This is a genomic window from Erythrobacter sp. JB1-4 (assembly GCF_057365025.1).
On the sequence record NZ_CP200292.1, the window covers coordinates 3,141,384 to 3,159,238 of the forward strand.

General features: G+C 56.4%; 19 protein-coding genes and 1 pseudogene. 10 read left to right on the plus strand and 10 right to left on the minus strand.

Annotated elements, in window-relative coordinates; genetic code table 11:
• Positions 1 to 11: 11 nt before the first annotated feature.
• The 4 genes and pseudogenes from ilvN to miaA all read right to left on the minus strand — a co-directional run bounded on the left by ilvN (position 12) and on the right by miaA (position 3,940).
• The gene (ilvN, locus tag AC0V61_RS14690; RefSeq protein WP_486158731.1) at positions 12 to 527 is read right to left on the minus strand and encodes an acetolactate synthase small subunit; all 516 of its coding nucleotides are present in this window, start codon (positions 525 to 527) and stop codon (positions 12 to 14) included.
• Between the two features lie 8 nt (positions 528 to 535).
• Positions 536 to 943, minus strand: coding sequence for a hypothetical protein (locus tag AC0V61_RS14695; RefSeq protein WP_486158733.1), 408 nt, complete (start codon positions 941 to 943; stop codon positions 536 to 538).
• Positions 943 to 2,731 (minus strand): annotated as a pseudogene (gene ilvB / locus AC0V61_RS14700) (biosynthetic-type acetolactate synthase large subunit). The gene AC0V61_RS14695 and the pseudogene ilvB overlap by 1 nt, the downstream one beginning before the upstream one ends.
• Before the next feature lie 270 nt (positions 2,732 to 3,001).
• Positions 3,002 to 3,940: a tRNA (adenosine(37)-N6)-dimethylallyltransferase MiaA gene (gene miaA / locus AC0V61_RS14705; RefSeq protein ID WP_486158734.1), complete on the minus strand. Its 939-nt coding sequence runs from the start codon at positions 3,938 to 3,940 to the stop codon at positions 3,002 to 3,004.
• On the opposite strand from miaA, the gene serB reads away from it, so the two are divergent.
• Both serB and AC0V61_RS14715 read left to right on the plus strand, forming a co-directional pair.
• Positions 3,933 to 4,850, plus strand: coding sequence for a phosphoserine phosphatase SerB (gene serB / locus AC0V61_RS14710; RefSeq protein WP_486158735.1), 918 nt, complete (start codon positions 3,933 to 3,935; stop codon positions 4,848 to 4,850). The two genes, miaA and serB, sit on opposite strands and share 8 nt — an antisense overlap.
• 111 nt (positions 4,851 to 4,961) lie before the next feature.
• A complete protein-coding gene (locus AC0V61_RS14715) occupies positions 4,962 to 5,789 on the plus strand; it encodes a Coq4 family protein (protein WP_486158737.1) in 828 nt (275 codons plus the stop codon).
• Here AC0V61_RS14715 and AC0V61_RS14720 read toward each other — a convergent pair.
• Entirely contained in the window at positions 5,786 to 6,472 is a 687-nt protein-coding gene (locus AC0V61_RS14720) for a nitroreductase family protein (protein WP_486158738.1), read from the minus strand. The genes AC0V61_RS14715 and AC0V61_RS14720 overlap by 4 nt on opposite strands.
• Before the next feature lie 87 nt (positions 6,473 to 6,559).
• On the opposite strand from AC0V61_RS14720, the gene AC0V61_RS14725 reads away from it, so the two are divergent.
• Positions 6,560 to 7,378, plus strand: coding sequence for a Coq4 family protein (locus AC0V61_RS14725; protein ID WP_486158740.1), 819 nt, complete (start codon positions 6,560 to 6,562; stop codon positions 7,376 to 7,378).
• Here AC0V61_RS14725 and AC0V61_RS14730 read toward each other — a convergent pair.
• From AC0V61_RS14730 to AC0V61_RS14750, 5 genes are read right to left on the minus strand one after another with little or no spacing between them, the layout of a single operon-like run.
• Positions 7,366 to 8,646, minus strand: a complete 1,281-nt coding sequence (locus AC0V61_RS14730) for a TCR/Tet family MFS transporter (protein WP_486158741.1) — start codon at positions 8,644 to 8,646, stop codon at positions 7,366 to 7,368. The two genes, AC0V61_RS14725 and AC0V61_RS14730, sit on opposite strands and share 13 nt — an antisense overlap.
• Positions 8,643 to 8,990, minus strand: a complete 348-nt coding sequence (locus tag AC0V61_RS14735; RefSeq protein WP_486159584.1) for a DUF6122 family protein — start codon at positions 8,988 to 8,990, stop codon at positions 8,643 to 8,645. Before AC0V61_RS14735 ends, AC0V61_RS14730 begins: the two co-directional genes overlap by 4 nt.
• Positions 8,975 to 11,215 carry a phosphoribosylformylglycinamidine synthase subunit PurL gene (gene purL / locus AC0V61_RS14740; protein WP_486158743.1) on the minus strand — a complete coding sequence of 747 codons (2,241 nt, stop codon included), beginning with the start codon at positions 11,213 to 11,215 and terminating at the stop codon, positions 8,975 to 8,977. Before purL ends, AC0V61_RS14735 begins: the two co-directional genes overlap by 16 nt.
• A gap of 15 nt (positions 11,216 to 11,230) precedes the next feature.
• Positions 11,231 to 11,905 (minus strand): hypothetical protein, encoded by a 675-nt coding sequence (locus tag AC0V61_RS14745; protein ID WP_486158745.1) that lies wholly within the window; start codon positions 11,903 to 11,905, stop codon positions 11,231 to 11,233.
• A 42-nt stretch (positions 11,906 to 11,947) separates the two neighbouring features.
• On the minus strand, positions 11,948 to 12,352 hold the full coding sequence (locus AC0V61_RS14750; protein ID WP_486158746.1) for a DUF2177 family protein: 405 nt from the start codon (positions 12,350 to 12,352) through the stop codon (positions 11,948 to 11,950).
• 74 nt (positions 12,353 to 12,426) lie between these two features.
• Here AC0V61_RS14750 and AC0V61_RS14755 point away from each other — a divergent pair, with 74 nt between their 5' ends.
• The 7 genes from AC0V61_RS14755 (at position 12,427) to AC0V61_RS14785 (ending at position 17,853) form a co-directional block, all read left to right on the plus strand.
• A complete protein-coding gene (locus AC0V61_RS14755) occupies positions 12,427 to 12,699 on the plus strand; it encodes an exodeoxyribonuclease VII small subunit (RefSeq protein ID WP_486158748.1) in 273 nt (90 codons plus the stop codon).
• Entirely contained in the window at positions 12,700 to 13,614 is a 915-nt protein-coding gene (locus AC0V61_RS14760; RefSeq protein ID WP_486158750.1) for a polyprenyl synthetase family protein, read from the plus strand.
• A gap of 45 nt (positions 13,615 to 13,659) precedes the next feature.
• Positions 13,660 to 14,172, plus strand: a complete 513-nt coding sequence (gene coaD / locus AC0V61_RS14765; protein WP_486158752.1) for a pantetheine-phosphate adenylyltransferase — start codon at positions 13,660 to 13,662, stop codon at positions 14,170 to 14,172.
• A 140-nt stretch (positions 14,173 to 14,312) separates the two neighbouring features.
• Positions 14,313 to 15,005, plus strand: coding sequence for a peptidylprolyl isomerase (locus AC0V61_RS14770; protein ID WP_486158754.1), 693 nt, complete (start codon positions 14,313 to 14,315; stop codon positions 15,003 to 15,005).
• A 66-nt stretch (positions 15,006 to 15,071) separates the two neighbouring features.
• Positions 15,072 to 16,109, plus strand: coding sequence for a tRNA preQ1(34) S-adenosylmethionine ribosyltransferase-isomerase QueA (queA, locus tag AC0V61_RS14775; RefSeq protein ID WP_486158756.1), 1,038 nt, complete (start codon positions 15,072 to 15,074; stop codon positions 16,107 to 16,109).
• Positions 16,110 to 16,120: 11 nt separating this feature from the next.
• Positions 16,121 to 17,074: an ABC transporter ATP-binding protein gene (locus tag AC0V61_RS14780; protein WP_486158758.1), complete on the plus strand. Its 954-nt coding sequence runs from the start codon at positions 16,121 to 16,123 to the stop codon at positions 17,072 to 17,074.
• The gene (locus AC0V61_RS14785; RefSeq protein ID WP_486158760.1) at positions 17,074 to 17,853 is read left to right on the plus strand and encodes an ABC transporter permease; all 780 of its coding nucleotides are present in this window, start codon (positions 17,074 to 17,076) and stop codon (positions 17,851 to 17,853) included. Before AC0V61_RS14780 ends, AC0V61_RS14785 begins: the two co-directional genes overlap by 1 nt.
• The last annotated feature ends 2 nt before the right edge of the window (positions 17,854 to 17,855 follow it).

The window sequence follows — 17,855 nt, forward strand, 5'->3', positions numbered from 1 at the left end:
ATGAGAATGACTTAAGCGCTGTGATTGCCACGCATCATGCCGACAACGCCTGAGCGGCCAACCGACTGGAGGCCAATCCCGCGCATCAGAGCGATGAAGCTGTCGATCTTGTCCGGCGATCCGGTGAGCTCGAAGACGAAGCTTTCGGTCGTGGTATCGACCACATTGGCGCGAAACACATCGGCAATCCGAAGCGCTTCGACCCGCGCTTCGCCTTTGCCAGCGACTTTGATCAGCGCCAGTTCGCGCTCGACATGGGGGCCGGCCTGCGTGAGGTCTGTGACCTTGTGCACCGGGACAAGCCGTTCAAGTTGAGCTTCGATCTGATCGATGACCTCGGGCGGGCCGTTGGTGACGACAGTGATCCGGCTGATCGCGTGGTCGTCTGAGATGTCTGCCACGGTGAGGCTGTCAATGTTGTAGCCGCGCGCGGTGAACAGGCCGGTGATCTTGGCCAAGATACCGGGTTCATTGTCGACCGTAATCGTGAGAACGTGGCGTTCGCTTTGGGCGTTCTTGATTTTCATGGGTTTTCCTAACCGCCGATGCAGTTTTCAGCAGGGGTGCGTGCGATTTTTTGGCAATGTGCCTTCATTTCGTCGGTCCCATCGGCACGGTCGAGCTTGTAAAATGCAATCGCGTCTGCGGTTTCCCTATCGGTGTAAGGCAGAGCGGAGGGCAGGGTGGTTCCATCCTCAAAGATCACGACCTCACATACCGGCTTATCCGTGCAAAGGCTCTTTGCCTCGTTCTGTATCGGGCCAAAACCGAATTCTGGCTCAATCGTCGCTGCGATTTGAGTGTCGGAAAGCTCGACAAAATTGGAGAAACCAACAGGGCCGGTGTTGGCCGGTTGCTCCAGTTCACCCAAAGGCGCTTCCTCACTGCAAGCAGCAAGCGAGGCGGCGAGCGCGAGTGTGGCAATCTTGCTTAGGGCCCGCATCACACCAGCGCCTTTGCTTCGTCATCCATCGTGCCTTCGACCTGATCGCCGTAAAGCAGCATTTCGGTGTGCGCGGCGCCTGATGGAATCATCGGGAAGCAATTCGCGTCCTTGGCAACGCAGCAATCGACGATCACCGGGCCATCGTGGTCAATCATCGCTTGGATGCCAGCGTCGAGTTCATCCTTGTCGGTGATGCGAATGCCCTTCCAGCCATAAGCCTCACCGAGCGCGACAAAGTCGGGCAGGCTGTCGGAATAGGAATTGGAATAACGGCTTTCATAGGTCAGCTCCTGCCACTGGCGGACCATGCCCATATATTCATTGTTCAAGATGAAAATCTTGACCGGCAGACGGTATTGAGAAGCCGTGCCAAGCTCTTGAATATTCATCTGAATACTCGCTTCACCCGCCACATCAATAACGAGGCTGTCAGGGTTGCCCAATTGCGCGCCGATAGCAGCTGGCAAGCCATAACCCATAGTGCCCAGCCCGCCAGAGGTGAGCCATTTGTTGGGTTTATCGAACCCGAAATATTGCGCGGCCCACATCTGGTGCTGACCGACTTCGGTGGTGATGATCGGCGACTTCTCATGGGTGAGGGCGTAAAGCCGCTCGATCGCCTTTTGCGGCATGATGGCGTTTGCATCGGCCTTTGAAACCTCGGGGTAGGCCAGGCACTCTCTCGCCCGCCACCCGGCAATGCGCGCTTTCCATTCGCCAAGATCGCGAGGACTTCGGTTGTCCCAAGCGGAGATAAGCTGCTCCAGAACCGTCGCGCAATCGCCCACGATGCCAAGATCAACCGGCACCGTTTTGTTGATTGAGCTGCGGTCGATGTCGATGTGGATTTTCTTAGAGTTCGGGCTGAACGCATCAAGACGCCCCGTCACCCGGTCATCAAAACGCGCGCCAATACAGACCATCACATCGCACTGGTTCATCGCCATATTGGCTTCGTACGTGCCATGCATCCCCAGCATGCCGAGCCAATCGGGATGGGTGTTGGGAAAACAGCCGAGGCCCATGAGGGTCGACGTGGTCGGCGCACCGGTCAGGTCTTGAAACTGGCGCAGCAATTCGGTTGCGCGGGGCCCTGAATTGATCACACCGCCGCCGGTGTAGAGGATCGGTGCATCGGCCTCAGCGATGATCTCAATGGCCTCTGCAATCTGCTCAATCGGGGCAACCATTTGCGGAGTGTACCGGTGCGAGCCGTGGTGGGCGACATGGTCGCGGCTCTCCGAGGGCACTGCAATCTGCACATCCTTGGGGATGTCGACCACGACAGGGCCCGGGCGTCCTGTGGTTGCAATGCGAAACGCCTCTTCCAGTGTCGCGACCAGTTCCGCTGGATCTTTCACAAGGTAGTTGTGCTTGGTGCAATGGCGGGTGATGCCGACTGTGTCTGCCTCTTGAAATGCATCGGTTCCGATGAGGCCGGAAGGGACTTGTCCGGTGATGACCACCATGGGGATCGAGATCCATCCATGCATCAGCAATGCCGGTCACCGCATTGGTTGCGCCGGGACCGCTGGTCACAAGCACAACGCCCGGCTTGCCGGTGGCGCGTGCATAACCCTCGGCTGCATGAGCCGCACCTGCCTCGTGGCGCACAAGAATGTGGCGAATGCGTTCATCGCCAAAGAGTTCGTCGTAGATAGGAAGCACCGCGCCGCCGGGATAGCCGAAGACATATTCGACCCCTTGGTCGATCAGGCATTCCATCAAAAGGGCCGCTCCAGAGCGCTGTCCCACGTCACTTACTCCCAAATTCCAATGGCCCATAAAAAAGGCCCAAAAAAAGGCCCTCTGCGTATTCGCAGCGGGCCGGTCAGGTCATCTATGATAGATCCCGATCAGCCCGTTTTTCCCACTAGAATGACAACAGCCATGATCGTTAATCCTACACGTTTGTTTCCGGTCATACCGCGTATGACCAAATCGGCCGTATAGCGGGTTCAAAGAGGCAAGCCAAGCGTTCGCTTCGGCCTTTCGCAGCCGCGCTACTCATCACAATCTAATAAGTCAAGATATATTTGCGCAATTATATTACATTCACGGAAGCGCTGAAGCAATATCATCAGGCGAAACGCGCGGCCATTCCGGAGGGCATTGGTTGCGCAGCCAGGTGAATTGACGCTTTGCATATTGCCGGGTGGATTGACCGCCTGCCTCTATCGCTTCCTCTCGGGTAATTTCACCGCGCACAAGCTGAGCTATCTCAGGCACACCGATCGCGCGCATTACAGGAAGCTCTGGAGAAAGATCGCGGGCAAGCAGAGCCTCAACCTCTGCTACAGCGCCATTGTCCAGCATTTGCGCAAACCGCGCATCACAGCGCTCATACACCCATTGGCGTTCAGGCATAAGAACGATTGGGTTCAGCGTGATGTCTTCCGCAATTCCCCCAGACTTTGCCTGCTGCCAGTCAGCAAGCGTCACCCCGGTAGAGCGCTTCACCTCAAGCGCGCGCGCAATCCGTTGGCTGTCACCAGGTTCAAGCACGTCGGCGCGCAAAGGATCCTCTAATTGCAAGGCAGTGTAGGCGTCTGCGGTCTCCATCCCCCGCACCTGTTCGCGCACCAGCGGGTCGATTTCCGGGATCGGGGCAATGCCCTCAAGCAAGACTTTGAGATACATTCCCGTTCCGCCCACAAGGATGGGGGTTTTGCCTTCACCATGCAGCGCGTCGATTTCGGATTTCGCGCGCGCTGCCCAGCTTGCAGCTGAGCATGCTTCAGCCCCGTCCCATGCGCCATAGAGACGGTGCTCACAGTGCTTCATCTCAATCTTGGTGGGAGCCGCCGACACCACCGGAATATCGGCATAAACCTGCATGCTGTCAGCATTGATGATAACGCCGGTCTGATCGTGTTTCGACAGCGCTTTTGCCAATTGCAGCGCACAATCGCTCTTGCCGCTCGCGGTAGGCCCTGCAATGAGCCAGACCGGCCGCGCAGATGTGGTGCTCAAAGGAGAAGAGTTGGTGCTCATTGTTCGTCTGATAGCAGACAAATTGGATTGGGAAACAGGGATCGAGGAGCTGCGCAGAGCCTTTCCAAAGGTCTCACCCAGAGCGTCATGGTCGCCGACTGGCTGGGAGTTTCATTCCGGTGTGCGGCTGCCAATCGAGCAAGATGTGGTCGAACTTCACCTTGGGATGGAGGACCGCGCAGTTGTGGACAATGCGCTCAAGCTTCACTTCGGATTAGCAGACAGGCTGTTCGCTCGCGAATTGATCAGAATTCCCCATGTTTTTGTGTCAGACATGGATTCCACCATGATCGGACAAGAGTGCATTGATGAGCTTGCTGATTATGCGGGCCTTAAAGATAAGGTCGCAGCGATCACAGAGCGTGCGATGCTTGGCGAGCTCGATTTTGAAAATGCCCTCAAAGAACGCGTTGCCCTTCTCAAAGGCCTTCCGGAAACTGCGATAAAGCAATGCCTTGATGAGCGCATTAGCTTCAATCCTGGCGCAAGGGAATTGGTACAAACGCTCAAGTCCAAGGGGTGCAAGACGGTTCTTGTGACCGGCGGGTTCCATCACTTTGCAGATCCTGTCGCCGAGGCGCTTGGTTTCGATATGGTTGTTGGCAATCGCTTGGCTGTGGAGGGCGGGGTGCTGACGGGTGAATTGGATGGGCCAATTGTCGACAGCGCGACTAAGCGTGCTGTGCTTGAGCGAGAGGTTGCCCAAATCGATCAACAAGCGATCTCTTTGGCGATTGGCGATGGGGCAAATGACATCCCTATGATCGAGGCTGCGACTTACGGGTTTGCCTATCACGCAAAGCCGAAGGCGCGGGCTGCGGCCGATGGAATTATCGACGATGGTGATTTGGCGACGGTCCTTTCGCTGCTTGGCATATCTCAAGAGGATTGGTCAGAGGGTGATAGGTGAAGGCGCGAGATAAATAGGGTTGCAAAAAGGAACTGATGTTGTTATTTACACTAATGTAAGTAAGCAACGTTAGAGGGCCATTGACGCCCGACCACTCAAGAGCAGCCCATCATGACCCCTTCCTATTCCGAAAAATTCGCCGCCGATGGCACAGTCCTTCGCCACCCAGAGCGCCCAGCGCCGCGTTACTCTTTGCCGCGTGCGGTGAAGAATTTTCGCCTGCTGATGAAGGATAAGGAAGACACGAGCCTGGTCTTCAAAATCTACGAATCGCTGCCTTCCAGGAATTTTATGCCGCGTGTTGAGGCGCTGACGTTGTCGCAAAAAGGTGAGGCGCTCCGCTCCTCTGAGCCAAGCCTGCCGGAAATCCTCGATGATCACGCCAGCCTTCGCAAAACGCCCAAAGGCAGCCTCGCACATGCCTATTGCGACTTTATGGAAAGCGAAGGACTGAGCGCTGCTGGATTGGTTGCGGAAAGTGACCGTTTGGGGCGTCCGAAGTACGATGACCTTGTGCAGTGGTTCGGTGATCGTTCGCGCGACACGCATGATCTCTTCCACGTCCTCACTGGCTATGGCCGCGATGCTTTGGGTGAGCAATGCGTGCTGCTCTTCACTCACGGTCAATCGCCCACGCAAGGCCACTTGCTGATCGGTTATGCGGGCTCTGCCAATATCAAAAAGATGGTGTGGGGCTCAAAAGCTCCGGTTATGGGCGCAGTGCGTCAGGCCAAAGCAACAGGGCGCGGCGCGCCGACTTTGCTTGAGCAACCTATCCGCGAGCTGCTGGCACAGCCGGTGGATGAGGTGCGCAAGTTTCTGAATATCGCAGAGCCAACGCTTTACCGCGAATGCCACCGTATTTGGGCAGCAGAGGGTATTGATCCCTTCAACCTGCTTTCATCCGAAGACGCGGGCGAGGAGCTTGCAGCAGCCTAAAGCCAGCTTGCAATCTGGCTAAGCGGCTTTTTCTTAAGCGCGTGGGCGGGGACGGTTGCATCGGCACTCGGGCGGCCAACCACCACGATCATAAGCGGCTTTTCCCATTCCGGGCGCTCACACGCTTCGCGAAGGAAACCCATGGGCGAGGGCGTATGGGTGAGGGTGGCAAGCCCTGCTTCATGCAGCGTTGCAATGAGCATCCCGCAAGCAATCCCAACGCTTTCATTGACGTAGTAGTTCTGCGTCTTCCCATCCTCTTCGATCCCTCCTTTGCGCTGGGCAAAGACGACGATGAGATAGGGCGCGGTCTCCAAAAACGGTTTGTCGGCATCGGTCCCTAAGTCTTTTAGCGCGCCCAGCCACTCATTGCTTGCCTTGGGGGTATTGCCTTCTTCACCATAGAAACGCCGTTCTTCAGCTTCAGCCGCCTCCCGGATCGCGCGCTTCTTTTCCGGCGAAGACACCACGGCGAAATGCCATGGCTGATGGTTCGCGCCATTGGGAGCCGTTCCCGCCGCTTCAATTGCCGCCTCGATAGCCTCGCGCGGTACAGGGTCATCCGAGAAATACCGGCAAGTGCGTCGTTCTTTCAGGCGGTCACGCAAGCTCTTGGCTCGGGCAACACTCTCTTCATCTGAATGAGTTACAAGCGAATAAGGGACAGTTTCATGATCACGCATGAGGCTTCTATCTTAGGTTTTACCAAGCAACGCCAGTAGACTTTTAACTGACACCTTTGTAAGTTTTGCGCATCAGGAGGAAGAGAGATGACCCAATCAGCCACGCCCCTTTTGGAGCTCCCATTGGTCGCGCCTGACCGGGTCGTCTCGGGCTTTCGTCCGCTCAAAGTGCTCCACCACTACGGCAAGCTGGTCGAGGATAAGGAAGACACAGAGCAGGTCTTTCACATTATCGAGGCAACCAAGGGCCGCAGATCGCACCGGCAAGCCTGGGACTTCATCAAGTCAGACCTGGGCCAACGTCTCATGCGCGAACAAACGCAGATACCTCCGATGCTCGATGATCATGCGCGCTGGGCTGATCTTCCTGAAAACAGCGTTGGCGCACACTACATCCGTTTTATGGAGCGCGAGGGGCTGAGCGCTCAAGGGCTGGTCGATGAAAGCCACAAATGGGCCTCGCCTGATGAGCGCCCACACGATCAGACCGAATGGTATTTTGATCGCCTGCGTGACACGCACGATCTGTTTCATGTGCTCACCGGTTATGGCCGCGATGCTCTGGGAGAGACGTCGCTTTTGGGCTTTAGCTACGCGCAAAATCACAACACAGGCGTGATCTTTATCGCTTACGCGGGCGCGCACCAGATCAAGAAAGTAACGGGCACAAAGGCGCCTTTGTACGGGTCAGTGCGTGAGGGTCAGCGTTTGGGCAAGGCGGCTGCAAAGATTGCTCACCTCGACGTGGCAGCGCTCATGCACGAGGACATTGACGAGGCGCGGGCTCGTCTTGGCATTGGTAAGCCGGTGATTTACCGCGAGTGCCTTGAGACGCTCAAAGCGGAAGGTCACACCGAGGATATGCTCGACCTTTCAAACAAGGCCCCGCAGCCTCAAGCGGCCTGACTGTCGCCGTTTATGCGGCGAATATTCCAGTACGCGATGCTCATGGCGATTATTCCGCAACCAAATGCCAGAAGATAGGGCGCACCGGGGAAGAATATTCCTTCATCATCGGCAAATATGCCAAAGGCTTTGGTCATGATAATCGGCCCGATGATGGCGGTGATGCTCATGGTGCTGGCAATCGCGCCCTGAAGTTCGCCTTGAGCGTCCTCGGAAATCCTTGAGCTCATCAATTGTTGCATCGCGGGGAAGGTCAGCCCGCCGATTGCCCCGATCACGATCCCGATGATCATGAAATAGCCCGAGGGCGCGAAAGCGAACAGCAAATTGGCAGGCAATGACAACGCAAAACCAAGCATGATGGTGCGCTCTGCCCCGATTTTTGCGATCACTTTTCCGGTCAGTCCGCCTTGGACGATCACAAGCATTACTCCGAAAAGCGCAACGCTGAGACCAATCTGCTCGCCGGTCCAATCAAACACCAGCTTGGTGTGAAAAGCCCAGACGTTTTGGTGCGATTGCGCTCCCAGCTGGGAAAAGAAGATAACACCAAGGAAGCCCAGAACCACAGGGATGCGGGTCATCTGCATAAGAGTGCCGAGCGGATTGGCGCGCGCGGCGCTGAATGTGCGGCGGCGCTCTTTTGGGAGGGTCTCTTTAAGCAGCCAGAACCCCGCAAAGGCTCCTGCAACTGCGAGCACGGCAGCGCAGATAAAGGGCAGGCGGATATCGAGGGTCATGAGCAATCCGCCAGCGCCCGGCCCGATGACAAAACCGCCAGCACCCGCCGCCCCCATAATGCCGAAATATTTGCCCCGTGTCTCAGGCCCGGCAACATCGGCGATGCACGAATTCGCCGCAGCCCAGCTTGCCCCCATGATCCCGGACAAGATGCGACCTACAAACAGCCAGAAGAGTGTGGGTGCCCAGGCCATGATGGCGTAATCGACGCCCAGCAAGAACAGCGTGGTAAGCAGCACCGGCCGCCTGCCAAAGCGGTCGGACAGTCCGCCGATGATTGGAGCAAAAATGAACTGCATCAACGCATAAGAGAACAGCAGCCAACCACCGATCTGCGCCGTTTCATCGAGCCCCAGTCCCGTCACTTCTTCAAGCAGGTCGGGCATCGCGGGGATGATGAGCCCAATGCCAAGCATGTCGATAAATACGATGAAGGCGACGATGAAAAGCGTCGCCGGGGTCGCCAGGGTCGCAGGTGCCGCTTGCTCGCTCGTGTCTTGAGATTTGGGAGGGGAAGGCTCGCTCATAAGGTGAGCGCATTCATCGCCATACAATCGCCTGCGTCAACCATCAGATGCCACAAAGCCCCTGCGCCAAACGCCCGCGCCCACCACCGCGGGACCAGCAACAGGGCAAGATAGACGAGCCCCGCCTCCAATCCATGGAAGGTGTGAAAGCCGATAGAACACCGGTCGGGGTCAAATATGGGCACCGCCCAAAGGTGGTCGATATCGATAAGGTTCGCCGCAACCATTACGCCTGCAAAGCGCAGCCAATCGGACTTCACAAACGCCCATGCGATGAGGAACGGGAAAAGGAAGTGCCCGCCGTAATGGAAGAAGAGTTGCAGGAACTCTATGCGTTCATCCAGTCGGCAAAGAAGCTTTGGTGGGCGGCGCGCATGTCTTCAAGACTAACGCCAAGCAGGCTGTCTCCGCCAACGGTGCCGATCCGGGTAAAGCCAACCATTTCAGCTTCGTCGATATCGGGACCTTGAGCGACGATTGTATTGAAGGCTTCCGCGTTCTCAGGTGAAACGGTGACGACATAGCGGGCCTGATCTTCGCCAAACCACCATTGCGCCGCGGTGTACGCATCGCTTGCTGTGACTTCTGCGCCGATCCCGCCTGACATCGCCATTTCGGCCAGTGCCACCGCGAGACCACCATCAGAAAGGTCATGGACCGCTGAGAGCAGACCTTCACCGATCAGCTTGCGCACAATCTGTCCTGCGCCCAGCTCAAGCGCAAGGTTCACAGGCGGCGCGCGGCCCTCGTCGCGGCCATGGACAATGTCGAGCCAAAGCGACTTGCCAAGATGAGAGCGGGTGGGGTCAGGTTTGGCCCAGAATTCGGGGGCGATAAGGTAGATCGCATCACCTTGCGCCTTGAACGCGGTCGTCACCATTTTTGAGGCGTCGTCGAGCATACCGACGCCGCCAATCGCTGGCGTTGGAAGGATTGCAGACCCGCCGCCTGTCGCCTTGCTCTCATTATAGAGGCTGACATTGCCCGACACGATTGGGAAGTCGAGAGCGCGGCAGGCATCGCCCATGCCTTCAAGGGCGTGGACGAATTGGCTCATAATCTCGGGCCGCTGAGGATTCGCGAAGTTCAGGCAGTTTGTGACCGCCAAAGGCCGCCCGCCAACCGCGCAGATGTTGCGATAGGCCTCAGCAATCGCCTGCTTCCCCCCTTCATAGGGGTCGGCATAGACATAGCGCGGTGTGCAATCGGTGCTGATCGCAAGCGCCTTTTGGGTGCCGTGAATCCGCACAACGCTCGCATCGCCGCCGGTTTGCAACGTGTCGGCCATGACCTGGCTGTCGTATTGCTCAGTAATCCAGCCGCGCGAGCCAAGGGCAGGGGAGGCGAGCATTTTGAGAAGGTCCGCGCCCGGATCACTGGTGTCCGGCGCATCTTTCATCGGCGCAATGCCAGCCCATGCGGCATACTCATCCTTTGAGATGTAGGGCCGCTCATACTCAGGTGCGTCCGCTGCCAATGGCCCGAGCGGGATATCGCACACAACCTCGCCGTCAAACTCGAGCACCATGTGCTGCGTATCGGTGACTTCGCCAATGACGGCAAAGTCGAGTTCCCACTTTTCAAAGATAGCCGCTGCCATTTCTTCTTTGCCGGGTTTGAGGACCATGAGCATACGCTCTTGGCTCTCCGACAGCATCATCTCGTAAGGGGTCATGTCCTCTTCGCGGCAGGGGACCTTGTTCATGTCGAGACGGATGCCCGCCTTGCCATTGGTCGCCATCTCGACGCTGGAGGAGGTGAGGCCCGCTGCGCCCATATCCTGAATAGCGACGATGGCGTCGGTCGCCATGAGCTCTAGGCATGCCTCGATCAGCAGCTTTTCAGTGAAGGGATCGCCCACTTGAACGGTGGGGCGCTTGGCCTCTGCGTCTTCCTCGAAGTCCGCTGACGCCATAGTAGCGCCGTGGATGCCGTCGCGGCCGGTCTTGGAGCCCACGTAAACGATGGGGTTCCCGACACCAGTGGCCGCCGAATAGAAAATCTTATCCGCATCCGCGATGCCAACGGTCATGGCGTTCACAAGGATATTGCCATCGTAAGCTGAATGGAAATTGGTCTCTCCGCCAACTGTGGGCACGCCCACGCAATTGCCATAGCCGCCAATGCCAGCGACCACGCCTTGCACAAGGTGCTTCATCTTGGGGTGATCAGGGCGGCCAAAGCGCAGAGCGTTCATATTCGCCACAGGCCGCGCGCCCATGGTGAAGACATCGCGCAAAATACCGCCAACGCCGGTTGCCGCGCCTTGATAGGGTTCAATGTAAGAGGGGTGGTTGTGGCTCTCCATTTTGAAGATAGCAGCCTGACCATCGCCAATGTCGATAACGCCCGCGTTTTCGCCGGGCCCGCAAATCACCCATTCCGCCTCGGTTGGCAGTTTCTTCAGGTGAAAGCGCGAGCTCTTATAAGAGCAATGCTCCGACCACATGACCGAGAAAATGCCGAGTTCGACTAGGTTCGGCTCGCGGCCGAGCCCTGCAAGCACGCGCTCATATTCCTCGGGAGAAAGGCCATGTTGTTCGACGATTTCAGGAGTAATTTCGCTCATGCGCGCTCCCTTAAGCTAGAGGCTCGCTGCCGCCAACCCGCCTGCTTGGGTAAAATACCGATTTCTCCCCACCCACATCGCCAGAAGTGTCAAAACGCCAAAGGCCAAAAGCGATTGCAGATAGAGAAACACGCTCGCCTCGGTGGGGTGAGGGGCGAACCAGTTGATCGCTTGAAATGCCAAAAGCACGAAAAGCAAGATCAGCGGTTGGATGATCGGCCCTCTTGAGCGCTTAATGTAGAAAATAAACGCACCCAAAGTAATTCCAAGCTCCAAGGGCATCGCAATTTCAGGGTGGTTCCACAGACCAAGGCCATACGTCTCACTGCCCCCTGCAATCGTGAGATCGGGGCGATGGGTCACCCAATCGAGCACCCAGTGCGAGATCACGACCGAGCCCGTCAAAAGACCGGCCAAACTGTCGCGGTGCCAGATCGCAATCACAATTCCAAAGGCAACGGCCCAAGCGCCAGCGCCAAGCAGACTGTGCGTATAGGGCAAGTGATACAGGTCAAAAGGCACCATCACTGTGGCATCTGGATCAATGCGCATCTTCTCAACGCCCACCATGGCGAGCGCAAAAAACGCCCAGTCGACCAGCTGTGCCGCGACGAAGTAGGTCGCAAGCTTTGGCCCCTTGGAATAGGCCGCTGCTGCCACAAAGGCTGGTGCGAAATGACCAATGAACATGAATGCGCGCCCCCGCGTGTTTTGTGTTCTTGTTAGTTACCGTTAGCGGGTGAAGCGCAAAGCGATCCAGCATGCAAGGGTGCTTGTCGTGCCGGTTGCAAATGCTCCCCAGCAGATGTCAAACACAGTGACCTTAGTCGCCCAGACTTTAAACACCGCCTGACTGGTGAGGTCGAAGGTTGCATAACAAAGCGCGCCCAGAAGAATGCCGTTCAGCAGGCTTTTGCGCACATCGCCGCTTTCGATACCGGGACGGATCGCAAACCAGGTCATACCGCACAGATATATGACGTAGAACGCGCCAGCCGCGCCCACATTAAAGTCGTCAGCCATAATCTCGCCAATGGTGGGGGCGTAAAGGTTCGGGCCTGCCCAGTTGAGCCACATTGCATCGAGCCCGCCAAAAATCACTGCAGCGCTCAAAAACGCGATCAAATATTTGCTCATTGGCTTATCCTTATTGCTGCTAGCGCTGAGCGAGGCCTTGACCGGGCTGGCGCGCGGCGTCAATGCATGGGCGCATGGACGAGGGAAATGCAACCGGAGCTTCGGGCTTGCCGGACATCGAACACATGAGCTTTGAACAGGCGCTCACCGCGCTTGAAGAGATCGTGAGCCAATTGGAACGAGGCGATGTGCCGCTTGATAAGTCGATTGAGCTGTATGAACGCGGTGAAAAACTGCGTTTCGCATGTCAAAACCGCCTCGACAGCGCTCAGGCACGCATAGAGAAAATCGTGTCCGGCGCCGATGGAGCGCCCAGCGGTACAGTTCCTCTTGATGGAGACCGGTAAATGAGCGTGGTCGGTATGGACGGCGACCTGCTTCAAGATGGCCTTAAGCGGGTTCAGGCAGAGATCGATTCGGTTTTTGATGCGTTTTTGACAGTGCCCTCTGACACGCGTGCGCGGCTGGTCGAAGCCATGCGTTACGCGGCGATCGGTGGTGGTAAGCGAGTACGGCCGTTGTTGTTGGTGGCCACAGCTGAGCTTTTTGGAGTGGACCGGACAGCGGCCCTACGAGCAGGCGCGGCGGTGGAGGCCATTCACTGCTATTCGCTTATTCACGATGATCTGCCGTGTATGGATGATGATGATCTGCGCCATGGCAAAGCGACGCTGCACCATGTGTATGATGAGGCGACAGCTGTGCTGGCAGGTGATGCGCTGCATGCGCTGGCGTTTGAAATTCTGGCTGAGACCGAGACGAGCGCCGATCCGTTTGTGCGTAGCGAGTTGATCATGACGCTTGGCACGGCGAGCGGCATGAACGGCATGGCGGGCGGTCAGATGATGGATATTGTTGCCGATGAGGAGGGGGTCACCTACGACCTTCAAGCGATTACAAAGTTGCAGCAGCTGAAAACCGGCGCGCTTCTATCGTGTGCGGTCGAAATGGGAGCGGTGCTTGGCAAGGTGCCGGTCGAGGGGCGTGCTCATCTTCGTGCCTATTCGCGCGATATTGGATTGGCGTTTCAGATTGCCGATGATCTTCTCGATGTTGAGGGCGATGCCGAGCTTGCGGGCAAGGCTCTTCGCAAAGACGATGAACAGGGCAAGCAGACCTTCGTGACCCTGATGGGCGTTGATAAAGCGCGCGAACAGGCAAGGGTGCTTGTCGACCAGGCGATTGGTCATCTCAGCTCACACGGGAGCGAAGCTGATATCCTTCGCTCGCTTGCGCGCTTTATCGTGGAGCGGGACAGATAAACGCCAAACGGGCTCGAAGACCCGGTACGGCAAAGAGGAAGCAAAATGACCAAGCGCATTGGGATTTACCCCGGAACCTTTGATCCGATCACGTTAGGCCATGCCGATATCATACGGCGCGGCGCAAAACTGGTTGATGAGCTGATCATCGGGGTCACCACTAACCCGTCGAAAAACCCAATGTTCTCAACCCAAGAGCGCTTCGCCATGGTCGAGCGCGAGGTTAAGAATCTGGGCCTAGACAATGTCAAAGTCGTTGGGTTCAACGCTCTTCTGGTCAAATTCGCCAATAAAATGGGTGCAAATGTGATCATCCGGGGCCTTCGGGCCGTCGCGGATTTTGAGTACGAATACCAAATGGCCGGCATGAACCAGCAATTGGACGCAGAGATCGAAACCGTCTTCCTTATGGCTGACGTCTCGCTGCAACCTATCGCCTCCAAGCTGGTCAAGGAAATCGCGGTCTATGGAGGTGATATCACCCCATTCGTCAGCCCCGATGTAAAGCCAGAGGTGATCGCGCGGGTCGATGAGGTTGGCCGCAAAGGCGACTATTAAGCTTTTCCAACAGTCCGCCCCAAAAACTCACCCCGAGATACCGTTATGCAATCTGTGCAGGCCGTTGCACTCATTCATTGAAGTGTCAGGCGAGGGCCGTTAGACGCAAAGCCTATACTTTACACGGATCAAAGACCCACATGATGTTTAAAACTCTGATTTCCTCTTTTGCTGCTGTTGCAATGCTTGCGGTTCCAAACCTTGCCATGGCGCAGGATGATGAAGCGTTAGAAGAGGCTGTGGTTGACACGCGGAGTTATCCAACTGTCAGCTTTGACCAGAACGAAAAGCCTGAAAACGTATGGGTGCTCGACCTTTCCAATGGTGAGCGCGTGAAGATCCGCCTTATGGAAGAGTGGGCGCCAAAACATGTAGAGCGGGTAAAGACGCTCACGCAGCGCGGGTTTTACGATGGCATCATCTTTCACCGCGTAATCGACGGCTTTATGGCGCAAGGCGGTGATCCAACAGGTACAGGGCAAGGCGGCTCTGAACTTCCTGATCTTGAGGCAGAATTCAACCCAATGCCCCACGTGCGCGGCTCGGTTGCAATGGCGCGTGCGACAGAAGAAAACAGCGCAAACAGCCAGTTCTTTATCGTTTTCTATCCGCGCTTTAGTCTCGATAAACGCTACACCAATTTTGGCCGAGTGATCGAGAATATGGCCGCTGTTGACGCGATCAACAGAGGGGAACCACCCGCAGAGCCTACGCGCATTGTGCAGGCCTCGCTTGCGAGTGATAACCGTGCAGCTCCTGTAGGTGGGCCGGCCCCGCGTGTGGAAGCCGATGTTACCGCTGACCTTTTGAACGCGCCGCTTGGTTCGCAATAGGCGTAGGCCATTCAGCCTGTAAAAAAGGCGTTTGCGAAGCGCTAAGTCGCTCCTATGGGGCTTTTTATGCGCGTTGACCTTTTCGATTTCGACCTTCCGCCTGAGCGAATAGCTTTAAGGCCGGTTCGCCCGCGTGATTCAGCACGCATGTTGGTCGCGCGCGGGCAAGACAATGGCCTTGAAGATAAGGGCGTTTTAGACCTGCCCGATATTCTTAGACCGGGCGATGTTCTTGTCTTCAACGATACGCGTGTCCTGCCTGCACAGCTTGAAGGGCGGCGCGTCGGAGGCCAAGCTCGTATCGGCGCCACATTGCATAAGCGTTTAGACCTTCGCCGGTGGCAAGCCTTTGTGCGCAATGCCAAACGCGTAAAAGAAGGCGACCAGCTGATTTTTGGAGGCGGCGTCACTGCGATTGCAGAAAGCCGCCATTCAGATGGCTCAATCACACTGGGTTTTGAAGGTGACCAGCCTGTTGAAGTCCTCCTCGACCGTGCTGGCACCATGCCGCTGCCACCTTATATCGCGGCGCGCAGGGGCGTGGATGAACAGGATTTGGCCGATTATCAAACCATGTTTGCCAGCGAAGACGGCGCTGTCGCGGCCCCCACCGCGAGCCTGCATTTCACCACAAGGCTTGTGTCAGCATTGGATAATGCCGGGATCAAGCGTGAGATGTTGACCTTGCATGTGGGCGCTGGAACCTTTCTCCCGGTGAAGGCGAACGACACCAAAGACCACCAAATGCATTCAGAATTTGGGCGCATTAATGCAGGCACAGCCATGCGTTTGAACGCTGCAAAGAAGGCTGGTGGGCGGATTATCGCGGTTGGAACAACATCGCTTCGTCTTCTTGAAAGCGCAGCGCATGATGATGGGCGCGTGCAAGAGTTTTCAGGCGACACCGACATCTTCATTACGCCGGGGTATAGGTTCAAGGCGGTGGACGGTTTGATGACCAATTTCCACCTGCCCAAGTCCACTTTGATGATGCTGGTGAGCGCGCTCATGGGACGCGAGCGCATGATGCAGGTTTACGCCCATGCGATTGAAAACGAATACCGTTTCTATTCCTATGGTGACTCGTCCCTTTTGCTGCCCTAGCGGGTGGAGCAATGTCTGATCCAATCCTCTCCATTCGCGGCCTTTCGAAGGTCTATTCCGGCGGCACAAAGGCGCTCGATAGCGTTGATCTTGATATTCGTGCCGGTGAGATTTTTGCGCTTTTGGGACCCAATGGCGCAGGCAAGACGACGTTGATTGGGGCTGTGTGCGGTCTGGTTAGGCCTACGTCAGGCACCATGACAGCGTTTGGGCATGACTTGGCCCGCGATTGGAGAGCGGCACGCGCGCGCATCGGTCTTGTCCCGCAAGAGCTTTCAACCGATATGTTTGAGACCGTGTGGCGCGCGGTTTCCTATTCGCGCGGGCTGTTTGGGCTTGCTCCTGATAAGGGGCGAATTGAGGATGTTCTCAAATCGCTTAGCCTGTGGGAGAAAAAGGATGCGCAAATTCGCGAACTTTCCGGCGGCATGAAACGCCGCGTCTTGATTGCGAAGGCCCTTGCGCATGAACCTGACCTCCTGTTCCTTGATGAGCCGACCGCTGGCGTTGATGTGGAACTGCGCAAAGGTATGTGGGAGCAAATCGGCGCTTTGCGCGAACGCGGAACGACGATCATTTTGACCACCCACTATATCGAAGAAGCCGAGCTGATGGCGGACAGGGTTGGCATTATCCGTAAGGGGCAAATCCTGATGGTCGATGATAAAGCCTCGATCATGCAGCACATGGGGAGCACCGAGGCGGTTCTAACTTTGGCACAGCCGCTTGCGGTCATTCCTGAAAGTTTAGCGTCGTTTCCCATTACCTTGGGTGAAGGTGGACGTTCGCTGATTTATCGAGGGGGAGGGGCCAATGAGGGCGAAAGCGGCAATAGCGAGGTCGCCGCTCTCACCAAGGCGCTCACCAATGCTGGCGTGGATTACACCGCGATCGACATTCACGATTCCTCGCTCGAAGATATCTTCGTTGATCTTGTCTCAGAACGCACACAGGACCCTTCGTAATGGCTGTTTTCAGCGGCTTTAACACGCGCGGCGCATGGTCGATTTATGTCCGGGAACTGATGCGCGCAATGCGCACTGCGTTCCAGTCAATCCTATCACCTGTGCTCACCACATCGCTTTACTTTGTTGTCTTCGGCACGGTCATTGGCGCGCGGATGGAGCCTGTGGATGGGGTCGCTTACGGCGCGTTCATTATACCAGGGCTGCTTATGCTCACCCTTCTTGGTGAGACGACCAGCAACTCCTCCTTCGGCATCTATATGCCGCGTTTTACCGGCACGATTTACGAGCTGCTTTCCGCGCCTGTTGGCGTGGCAGAGACGCTTGTGGGGTTTGTGGGGGCTGCTGCAACAAAGGGTCTTATCCTTGCGGCAATCATATTGGGCACAGCGACCCTGTTTGTGGATTACGAGATCAAATATCCGCTAGCAGCGCTGGGATACATCACTCTTATCGCTGCCAGTTTCTCGCTTTTTGGTTTTATCCTTGGGCTGTGGGCTGACAGTTTTGAAAAGCTCGGCATTATTCCGCTGCTGTTCCTTACCCCGTTGACGTTTTTGGGCGGCACTTTCTATTCGATCAATGACCTGCCCGGTGTCTGGTCGACGATTGCCTATGCCAACCCGATTGCTTTTCTGGTGAGCGGCTTGCGGTGGACATTTTATGGTACATCGGATGTGTCGATCTGGGTTTCGCTTGGTCTTACGATGGGATTTCTTGCCATCTGCATCGGGGTGATTGCCTTTATCTTCAAAACCGGTTGGAGGCTTCGAGAGTAATG

What these genes read in the sequence shown, in the direction of transcription:
- AC0V61_RS14745 (WP_486158745.1), bottom strand. Translation starts at nt 11,905, where the DNA reads ATGTTCATTGGTCATTTCGCACCAGCCTTTGTGGCAGCAGCGGCCTAT.
- purL (WP_486158743.1), bottom strand. Translation starts at nt 11,215, where the DNA reads ATGAGCGAAATTACTCCTGAAATCGTCGAACAACATGGCCTTTCTCCC.
- AC0V61_RS14725 (WP_486158740.1), top strand. Translation starts at nt 6,560, where the DNA reads ATGACCCAATCAGCCACGCCCCTTTTGGAGCTCCCATTGGTCGCGCCT.
- AC0V61_RS14750 (WP_486158746.1), bottom strand. Translation starts at nt 12,352, where the DNA reads ATGAGCAAATATTTGATCGCGTTTTTGAGCGCTGCAGTGATTTTTGGC.
- coaD (WP_486158752.1), top strand. Translation starts at nt 13,660, where the DNA reads ATGACCAAGCGCATTGGGATTTACCCCGGAACCTTTGATCCGATCACG.
- AC0V61_RS14780 (WP_486158758.1), top strand. Translation starts at nt 16,121, where the DNA reads ATGTCTGATCCAATCCTCTCCATTCGCGGCCTTTCGAAGGTCTATTCC.
- AC0V61_RS14720 (WP_486158738.1), bottom strand. Translation starts at nt 6,472, where the DNA reads ATGCGTGATCATGAAACTGTCCCTTATTCGCTTGTAACTCATTCAGAT.
- queA (WP_486158756.1), top strand. Translation starts at nt 15,072, where the DNA reads ATGCGCGTTGACCTTTTCGATTTCGACCTTCCGCCTGAGCGAATAGCT.
- miaA (WP_486158734.1), bottom strand. Translation starts at nt 3,940, where the DNA reads ATGAGCACCAACTCTTCTCCTTTGAGCACCACATCTGCGCGGCCGGTC.
- AC0V61_RS14755 (WP_486158748.1), top strand. Translation starts at nt 12,427, where the DNA reads ATGGACGAGGGAAATGCAACCGGAGCTTCGGGCTTGCCGGACATCGAA.
- AC0V61_RS14760 (WP_486158750.1), top strand. Translation starts at nt 12,700, where the DNA reads ATGAGCGTGGTCGGTATGGACGGCGACCTGCTTCAAGATGGCCTTAAG.
- ilvN (WP_486158731.1), bottom strand. Translation starts at nt 527, where the DNA reads ATGAAAATCAAGAACGCCCAAAGCGAACGCCACGTTCTCACGATTACG.
- AC0V61_RS14715 (WP_486158737.1), top strand. Translation starts at nt 4,962, where the DNA reads ATGACCCCTTCCTATTCCGAAAAATTCGCCGCCGATGGCACAGTCCTT.
- AC0V61_RS14785 (WP_486158760.1), top strand. Translation starts at nt 17,074, where the DNA reads ATGGCTGTTTTCAGCGGCTTTAACACGCGCGGCGCATGGTCGATTTAT.
- AC0V61_RS14730 (WP_486158741.1), bottom strand. Translation starts at nt 8,646, where the DNA reads ATGAGCGAGCCTTCCCCTCCCAAATCTCAAGACACGAGCGAGCAAGCG.
- AC0V61_RS14695 (WP_486158733.1), bottom strand. Translation starts at nt 943, where the DNA reads ATGCGGGCCCTAAGCAAGATTGCCACACTCGCGCTCGCCGCCTCGCTT.
- AC0V61_RS14770 (WP_486158754.1), top strand. Translation starts at nt 14,313, where the DNA reads ATGATGTTTAAAACTCTGATTTCCTCTTTTGCTGCTGTTGCAATGCTT.